This window comes from Paraburkholderia sp. SECH2 (genome assembly GCF_030464795.1).
Lineage (GTDB): Bacteria > Pseudomonadota > Gammaproteobacteria > Burkholderiales > Burkholderiaceae > Paraburkholderia > Paraburkholderia aspalathi.
Genome location: NZ_JALPRH010000059.1, coordinates 1 through 8412, shown reverse-complemented (window position 1 = coordinate 8412; position 8412 = coordinate 1). Strand labels below are relative to the sequence as shown.

Genomic DNA, 8412 nt, shown 5'->3' with positions numbered 1-8412 from the left:
CGGTCTTCTCCATCGTGAGCCTAGGCAAAGTTAGCGCCGCACGAACTTTACCGCGGCATCGCTAATGCGACAGAACCAGACTGTGCACCTATCCCGACCTTGCTGACTACATCCGTTGAATCGCCTTAAGGACGGAGTCACCACTATCGGTGATATGAGGACATGGATGCCCGGTCGCCGGATTTTTCAGGAATACGAGCTGACGCTCCAGCAGTACGTTAAGTTCGGCACGCCTCAGATCAACCTGATCGGGCGCATCCTTGATAAGCATCAAGGTTGAAAATTCATGGGGGCTTAGCACGTTCGCTCCTTGTTTTGACCTGTCTCAGCCGAAAGCATTGTCTGACACTACTATTGCTGAGTATGGGGAAGACATCGATGTCCCGCTTGCTTCGCGGCCGGTCTCGAATTGGTTTTATCATTCCGTCGTCAGTCAGTGCAGGACCAGAACGATGAGGCGACACGCGGGCGCATGACAAAACTAACGATTCCAAGATTCCACATCCATCATGGGTATATACGATGCCTGATTCGATCGCATTAGACACCTAGCAATAGTTTCAGGGCGCTCGTGTTCCGAGCCTTTCTCACGCCTGAGATCAACGCATGGCCACGCTTCGCCGGAGAGACGCATGCGGGCGCGATGGTTCCGGGCACGCAGCGCGGCAACCGTCGAACGCGTTTGGACCGCATCACGGACCGAGACGCTCAAATCTGAAAAAACTCATCTGGATGATAGCAATGCTAAACATTTTGCGCACTCTTCCGCCTGTTGAAATGTGACGTTGCTGGCGCACAACACAGCACAACCCCGTGGGGCGAAGGATCTACTAACGAGTGCTATCGGAGAGGCGCATCCGGTTCATATCATCACGCGTGCGATTCACCGACGTTATTGAACTATATAGTACTATTTAACGTTAATTTATGGGGGATCATTATGCATTCGCATTTGTATGTTGCTGATCGTGTCCGTCTCAACCATATACCCAAGCTTGGACGATTATTCGCATGCGTGGGCGCCACAGCGCTGCTACTAAATAGCACCTCAATATTTGCCGCATGTGAGGATGAGGCAAACACGCTATGCTCGCCTGGTTACAGTCATTGCCTATAGGACGCAATGCAGTCTATTGCAAGCGCCGTCAAGGATTGTCAGGATCCTGTCGCGGGAGAGGTCAATGCTAGGCTATGGGCAAAGACCCCCAACTTTTTTGATGGAGCACCCTACGAGAAGCAGTTTTGGATGTGTGTAGCCGAAGCATGCGCGGATAGCCGCTCAACTGGCGAGAATTAGCGAAGCCTCCGTACCGTACCTGATGGCTGTTTTTCTATGCGCTACCGATACCTATCGGATTTGATAGCTACCTGCTCTGTCTTGAATCTGTAAAGTTGACCTTACGGCACCGCGCAACATTGCGGTGAGGGGCGTACAACGCAATGCATGCATGAGCCGCTTTTCGACGGCACTGCCCGCTGCTTTCGCGGACTCGCTTCAATCCTCTCCGTTCGCCGTCGTTGCATCCGCCAGCGACAGGTACATCGCGCGGACGAACCTCGACAATGCCCTGCCGCGTCCAGAGAACGCGACCCGATCGCATGGAGGCGTACGCTCAAACACCGACTTATCAGACTGAAAGTGTTCCAGCTTTGGAGCATTGCAGGACAGCATTAATGAACGAGGGACTTCCTCGATATCGCCTCGGTTAGGGCATTTTTTTGGAGCAGGTAATGAATCAGTGGAATCCGGAACGACACGCTGCGGCACAACGAGCGACTGCGGAGGCGTCGTTTGCGACGGCAAACCAAGTGTTCGAGAGTTTTCAAAAAATGGTCAAGCTGAATCTGCAAGCCGTCAAGTCGGGCATCGCCGAATCCGAAGAGATAGCCCTCAACGCACTATCGGGAAAAAGTCCGCAGGAATGGGTCACCCTGCAGGGCGGCGTGGCGAACCTGATTCCTGACCGGGTTCAGTCGTACTACGGCCAGCTGTTCGCCATTGCATCGGATGCTCAATTGGAATTTGCGAACGTCGCCAGCGAGCAATTCGCGACTCAGCAGAGCAAATTGCAAAGCCTGATCGACGATGCAGCACAGCATGCACCGGCCACTTCGGAAACCGCTATTACCGCCTTCAAATCCGCGATTTCCGCCACGGGCAACTGGTACGAGACGACACGCAAAGCGGTCCAGCAGGCGATCCAGGTCGCCGAAAGCAACGCCGAGGCGGCGAGCAGTGCGGTGTCGAAAACCACACGGCGGGCAGTCGAGCAAGGTACGCGGTCCACATCGAAGTAACCGCTGTGGCGGTGCATGGTCATCCGGCTACATCGCGAAACAGAGGCTTCCGCGACGTAGCTGCACCGGAAAGGCCGCTGGTCATACCGACGTCGCGGCCCCATTCAGTTCCTTGATCAGAGAGTGAGCATGACAAAGCAGATCGCGCTTGTCACGGGCGGAACCGGAGGACTCGGGGAAGCCATCAGCATAAAGCTGCACGACGCGGGCTATCGGGTCATCGTCACGTACTCGCCGCACAATGCTGGAATCGACACGTGGCTTGCGCGCATGGAAACCGGGGGGCGGAAATTCCATGCCTGTCCCGTTGACGTAGCCGACTATGAATGGTGTGCAAGGTGCGTCGCGAGCATCGTGGCCGAGGTGGATCCCGTAGACATTCTGGTGAACAACGCAGGTATTACCCGGGACGCAAGCTTCAAGAAGCTGGACAAGGTCAATTGGGATGAGGTGATCCGCACCAACCTTGATTCAGTGTTCAATATGACCAAGCCTGTATGCGATGGGATGGTCGAGCGTGGCTGGGGCCGCATCGTCAACATATCGTCCATCATCGGCTCCAAAGGCGGGTTCGGACAAACGAACTATGCGGCGGCCAAGGCAGGCATGCACGGCTTCACGAAATCGTTAGCACTCGAAGTGGCAAGAAAGGGAGTGACGGTCAACACGATCTCCCCCGGATTCATTGCGACCCGGATGGTGACGGCAGTGCCGCAAGATGTTCTCGAAACGAAGATCATCCCCCAGATACCCGTCGGACGTCTTGGACAACCGGAAGAGATCGCCGCACTTGTACTGTACCTGTGTTCGCGCGAGGCGGCCTTTCTGACTGGAGCGAATATCGCCATTAACGGGGGGCAGCACCTCCAGTGAACCGGGGCCGTCAACGCGAGAAGCGTGCCCGTGGCCACCTGCTCGGACGACCGCTCCGTCAGAAGCGGTGAACGATGCAACTCGGCCCGGAACGCCTGATCGTTAAAGCAAGCGAGCGGATTTCAGTGTTGAAGCGACAATGTGACCATGCAGGCAAGTTCGAAAGCGAATGATGGCGGGCGCAACCCGGGATCGACCGAAGCCACCCGTCTTCCCTCGAGTAGCTACTAAGACTGACGCTGCAGATCGGCATGGATAGTCCTGTCAGTCCGGCCGAGAAAATTCCGGTAGATGTCGTCGATGTGTTCGTCAATCGACGGAATATCGCGATACGCCGGCATTCCACGAGGCGGGTCACCTCTTCCGGAACACCGGGCGCGTGGTTGGTTCACCCCACGACGTACTTTTAGCTCAGGCCCTCGCAACAAACTGATTGGGGCGTGCGACGAGTGAGCAACACGGGTCAGGACGTGTCGGGTTGGTTTGTTTCACGAGCGCCGGCCCCTTTTCCGCAAGGCGTCGCTCACATAGAACGGCGAACTGCTCAGTCAGCCCGTCATCGATGGCAACGTCTGCGAATCCATCGCGCAGGACTTCAGGGTTGAAGATCTGCGTCGAAGCAACGAACTGGACGGGTTGCCGGCAACGCAACGCGTCGCGCACCTCTCGGTGCTGCAAGTCTACCGTGTTCCCATGCGTGATCCAGTCGTCTGCCGGGCTGACCTGAACCCTCTACAAAACTACTGCATGGCTGATTTCTTATGGGCGCGCGGGTACCTGTGCGCGCTCCTGCTCGTTGGCCGGCGTGATGCGCACCGCAAGCAACAAACCTAAACGGGTCTGTACAACACCGACCTAAATGCGTCGACTTTGCGGAGAGAACTGCGGCTCTCTGGGCAGATAAAATATGCTGCGTTGCTCAGTGTGAGTTCGACGCGCCAGTGTCAAAGATCAACTTTGAGGGATGGCTGCACGAGGTGGTATGAGAGATTTGGTAGAACGAGACCGGTATGAAAAGGCTTGCGGTTTTGCCGACCAACAACCTACGCGTGTTCCTATTGAGCCAGACGCCGCTTGACGAAGCTCCCATCGCCTGCTAGACGCATCCCTGAGCTCAACCAACGGAGCTGCAGTGCGAGCGCGGTCCAGTCTGCGCCGGCTCGGGGCTTGCAGTCCCGAGCTGGGTCTGCGACTCGATGCGCACGGCGGCGCTGAAAACCCGAAATCGTTCGCGGCACAGCATGTTGCGTTCGTGTTCCGCCTCTCGCGCACACAGGCGACTGAACCACGTCGCCGAGTTCGACAACGCCTGGCACTGAGGCACGCCCAGCGCGAAGCTCACAGGACATCCTGCCTAACGGCATATACCCAACATGCCGGGGCAGGCGCCCTCCAAAGCGGTATCAACGCGAACGAGCATGGTGAAACAAAATTCAGGGCGCGCGCTGAATGAACTTCCGATACCATCATTCACCGTGAAAGGTTTTATCTACTGACTTTCCCGGTCTGGTGCTCGCGGCTAGTTCTTTCTCTACAATCTAAAACGGGAACGCAGACCATAACTTCATGAGGAAGGGCAGGGGCAGCACCATCGAGCAGAACGCCGTGTGCCAGCTCGACGGAATCGAGCTTGACCGGACCTTCACTGAGGGCGATCGCACCTCACAGGTGGCAGTTATTTCTCGCCAACGTCTGGTCAACCATCTGGAGACCGCGTCATGCCAACCCGCAAGGAATTCTTTGAAGAAGTCTATAAACATAACCTGTGGAACAGCCAGGAAAGCCGCTCCGGGCAGGGCTCGGAACCGTGGGCTGTGGCGACACTGCGTCAGGAACTGCCGTCCGTGCTGCGGTATTTTGGAGTGCGCTCGATGCTGGATGCGCCCTGCGGCGACTACTGCTGGATGCGCGACGTTGAGCTTGGCGATATCCATTACATCGGCGGCGACATCGTGCCAGCGCTGGTAGAAACAAACCTGCGCGCGTATGGCCAGTCGAATCGGGAATTCATCGGGCTCGACCTGGTGTCCGATCCCCTGCCAAAGGTGGATATGCTGTTTTGTCGGGACTGCCTGATTCATTTCTCGTTCGAGCTAATCCAGGCGACACTGGAGAACATCCAGGCAAGCGGAATTGGATACGTGATGCTGACGCACGATAACTCGCTGGCGCGGTATGCAGGCAACCAGTTCGAGAACGTAGACCTGGAGCGAACGCAGGCAGGCGTGAATTTCCAGTTTCGGCCGCTAAATTTTCTGCTTCCGCCGTTTTCGTTTCCGCCGCCGCAGTACCTGATTAACGAAGGTCATCACGATAACTGCAAGACGATGGCGCTGTGGCGGACGACGGATCTGGCCATTTCTATGGGGTAAACTGGGCGGCCAAACGCATCCATGGCAGCACCCGGCGACAGGTCGAGGCCATGTTCCAGGAGGAGAGGCCGCATCTGCGGCGGTTGCCGACCACCGGCTTTCGCTACTTCACGGAGGTCGTGCGTACCGTCTGGAATGACACCACTGTCAACATCGATCGCAGCAACTATGCGGCACGACCTGCACCGATCGGGAGTCTCGTTTCAGTGCGCATTTACGATTCCACCATCGAGATTCGCGATCGCCGTACGCAGGCGTTGTTGCGCACCCATCCTCGCGCCCTGCAGGCCGGTTCGCTTGAATTGCCCGAAGACGAACGCCCGCTCAATCCGTCCCGCCAGAGCGCCTTCCTGCTCGCGAGCGCCGGCGACATCGGACGACAAACAAAGGCGCTGTGCCAGCACATGTTCGATAGCGAAGGTCCCCGAGGCCGCCGGCGCACTGCTGCAAACGCTGATCCATCAACGCTACAAACTGCATCGCAGCGTTGTAGTCACGTCCAACCGCTTACGCGGTGCACCGCGTAAGGCAGAGGGATTTTTGGTTAGCGATTGCGGCTACGAACCTATGAGCGAGTCCATATAAGTCGGACCGCAATCGGTAACTAAAAATCCGTTTGTGCTGAACCGCTCCGCAGGCGGTCGCCTCTATGGGCATTGAATGGTCGCGAAGGTCATGGGGCGTGCGCCATGCATGATAGCCGGGCACGGGACGACGATGAAGCGGAGTGGATGAGTACGTGAGGTTGGTGCGAGCGTTGGGTTGGCGAGCTCAGGGGTGCCGGTGGTGGCGCGTTCCCCTGCGGCAAGGACCCGGTGACGCAAGGCCGGGCGCGTCGCCATCAGGAATGCATGGGAACGTGACCGGTGGTGGTGCGAACGGGGATCAGTGAACATGGTGGGCGGGTGGCGGCGCACGCGGCAGTGCACCGGGGCGGAAGGTTTCGATGCAGACCATGTGCCCCTTGCCGCAGACGGGGCAATCGCGCAGGGACTTGCCGGTGAGTCGCTGGTAACGGTCGCGGTAGTCTTCCATCGGGTCGGGTATTTCGTCTGCGGGCGCCACGACGCCGAGCAGCCGGCGGCAGGTGGCGAGCCTGGCGGTCCGGTGGCGATTGGCGAGCCACCCGTAACTGCGAATGCGCTTGAAGCCGTCGGGCGGCACATGCAGCAGGAAGCGGCGAATGATGAGCGTCGTGCCAGTACAGTCGCAGGATCTCGAGCAGCCGCGGCGAGAGCATTGCATAGCGATCCTTACGGTTTTTACCCTGGTTCACACGGATGACCATGCGCTGGCTATCAATATCGGTGACCTTCAGGTGCACGACTTCGGACACCCGCAGCCCGGCTGCGTACGCGGTCATGAGGATGGTGCGATGCTTGAGGCTGCGGACCGATTCGAAGAAATGGTTGATCTCCTCGAGGCTCAGGATGACCGGCAGTCTGAACGGCTTCTTCGGCAACGGAAAGTCCTCGTCGCTCCAGGGTCGCTTGAGCGTCACGCGGTAGAGGAAGCGCAGTGCGCCGATCGTTGGACCGAGGCTGCCGGGGGCCAGCTTGCGCTCCTCGCGAAGATAGACGAGCCAGGCCCGGATCTCCTCGGGGCCGAGCAGTTCAGGCGAACGGCGGAAGTGGCGGGCGAAACTCGAAACCTGCAGCAGATACGACTTCTGGGTGTTCTCTGCCAGGTTCCGGATCAGCATGTCGTGCAGCATGCGTTGGCGGAGCAGTGTCATGGCGAGCCTCCTGGAAACAGTGGATGGCATGCCCGGTCGGGCACCTCCATGCTGCTCCTGGCCGCCTGCTCGTCCCTTCCCCGTGGTCCGGCCTCCGACAACCGTCCTGACCGAACGCCAGGCACTGACCTCCGCTTCCCTCCCACTACCGCGTCAGCGGTTTAGGCAGTATGACTTTCCGTGAGTCAGCGGCTGGCCCGCCGTGAGGAACCAAACGCGGGTTAGCATCGCTGCCAGAGCCGCACGATGTGCACAGGGTGCGTATTTCGCACCAAGCTGGACAGCGATTTCGCGCCAAGCTGGACAGGCATTTCACGCGAAGGTGGACACGGATTTCACGGCAAGCTGGACAGCGATTTCACGCGAAGCTGGACAGTAGCCGCATGAGGTAGCGACGCGGGTCAACCGTGGCACGCTCGACACTTTGTCGGGAGCCACATGGCATACCCAAAGTTGACCATGCGTAAAATTCGTGAAGTGCTGCGCCTGCATTTCGAAAGCGGCTTCAACCATCGGGAGATCGCCCGAGCTCTTGGCGCGTCGCCGACCACAGTCGGACAGTACGTTCGGCGCATGCAACGCGCCGGACTCAGCTATCCGCTGCCCACGACTCTCTCTGACGACGAACTCGAAGCGCTGCTGTACCCACCGCCGCCCCGGGTTGAAGGGCAACGCCCCGAACCCGACTGGCCTACTGTGCGACGCGAGCTGTCGCGCAAGGGCGTCACGCTTGACCTGCTGTGGAACGAGTACAAGGCCGAACACCCCGACGGCTACGCGTACACGTGGTTCTGCACCCACTACAACCGGTGGGCGAGCGCATTGCCGCTGACCTTGCGCCAGACGCACGCGCCCGGCGAGAAGCTGTTCGTCGACTACTCCGGCGACAGGATCGCCATCATCGACGCGCAGACCGGCGAGATCCGCGACGCCGAGCTGTTCGTTGCTGTTCTCGGCGCGTCGAATTACACGTACGCCGAAGCGACCTGGACGCAGCAGTTGCCAGACTGGATCGGTTCGCATGTGCGCACGTTCGAATTCATTGGCGGCTGTCCGCAGAAATCACCAGCTGGTGATTTCTGAACTAATCAGCAGGTTCTGGTAATGCGAAGGAACGCAGCGGAATCCGCGCCG

The 8412-nt window shown here is 58.5% G+C and carries 5 protein-coding genes and 4 pseudogenes; 6 read left to right on the top strand and 3 right to left on the bottom strand.

Annotated elements, in window-relative coordinates; all coding sequences use genetic code 11:
* Positions 1-106: 106 nt before the first annotated feature.
* Positions 107-301: a hypothetical protein gene (locus tag M0D66_RS37750; protein WP_266212938.1), complete on the bottom strand. Its 195-nt coding sequence runs from the start codon at positions 299-301 to the stop codon at positions 107-109.
* 1418 nt (positions 302-1719) lie between these two features.
* Between M0D66_RS37750 and phaP the strand changes: the two genes are divergently transcribed.
* The 5 genes and pseudogenes from phaP to M0D66_RS37725 all read left to right on the top strand — a co-directional run.
* Positions 1720-2298, top strand: coding sequence for a TIGR01841 family phasin (phaP, locus tag M0D66_RS37745; protein WP_266212937.1), 579 nt, complete (start codon positions 1720-1722; stop codon positions 2296-2298).
* Between the two features lie 129 nt (positions 2299-2427).
* A complete protein-coding gene (gene phbB / locus M0D66_RS37740) occupies positions 2428-3171 on the top strand; it encodes an acetoacetyl-CoA reductase (RefSeq protein WP_266212936.1) in 744 nt (247 codons plus the stop codon).
* A 1718-nt stretch (positions 3172-4889) separates the two neighbouring features.
* The gene (locus tag M0D66_RS37735; protein ID WP_266212935.1) at positions 4890-5543 is read left to right on the top strand and encodes a class I SAM-dependent methyltransferase; all 654 of its coding nucleotides are present in this window, start codon (positions 4890-4892) and stop codon (positions 5541-5543) included.
* A pseudogene (locus M0D66_RS37730) lies at positions 5543-5980 on the top strand (IS21 family transposase); the annotation flags it as partial. The gene M0D66_RS37735 and the pseudogene M0D66_RS37730, both read left to right, overlap by 1 nt.
* A pseudogene (locus M0D66_RS37725) lies at positions 5964-6050 on the top strand (ATP-binding protein); the annotation flags it as partial. The pseudogenes M0D66_RS37730 and M0D66_RS37725, both read left to right, overlap by 17 nt.
* A gap of 378 nt (positions 6051-6428) precedes the next feature.
* Here the strand turns inward: M0D66_RS37725 and M0D66_RS37720 are convergent.
* Together M0D66_RS37720 and M0D66_RS37715 are read right to left on the bottom strand one after the other, a co-directional pair.
* Positions 6429-6794 (bottom strand): transposase, encoded by a 366-nt coding sequence (locus tag M0D66_RS37720; protein ID WP_266212939.1) that lies wholly within the window; start codon positions 6792-6794, stop codon positions 6429-6431.
* A pseudogene (locus M0D66_RS37715) lies at positions 6793-7257 on the bottom strand (tyrosine-type recombinase/integrase); the annotation flags it as partial. The gene M0D66_RS37720 and the pseudogene M0D66_RS37715, both read right to left, overlap by 2 nt.
* Positions 7258-7716: 459 nt before the next feature.
* On the opposite strand from M0D66_RS37715, the pseudogene M0D66_RS37710 reads away from it, so the two are divergent.
* A pseudogene (locus M0D66_RS37710) lies at positions 7717-8328 on the top strand (sigma factor-like helix-turn-helix DNA-binding protein); the annotation flags it as partial.
* Positions 8329-8412: the final 84 nt, after the last annotated feature.

Excerpts from the sequence above, each read along its gene's own strand:
- phbB (WP_266212936.1), top strand. The coding sequence starts at position 2,428 with ATGACAAAGCAGATCGCGCTTGTCACGGGCGGAACCGGAGGACTCGGG.
- M0D66_RS37735 (WP_266212935.1), top strand. The coding sequence starts at position 4,890 with ATGCCAACCCGCAAGGAATTCTTTGAAGAAGTCTATAAACATAACCTG.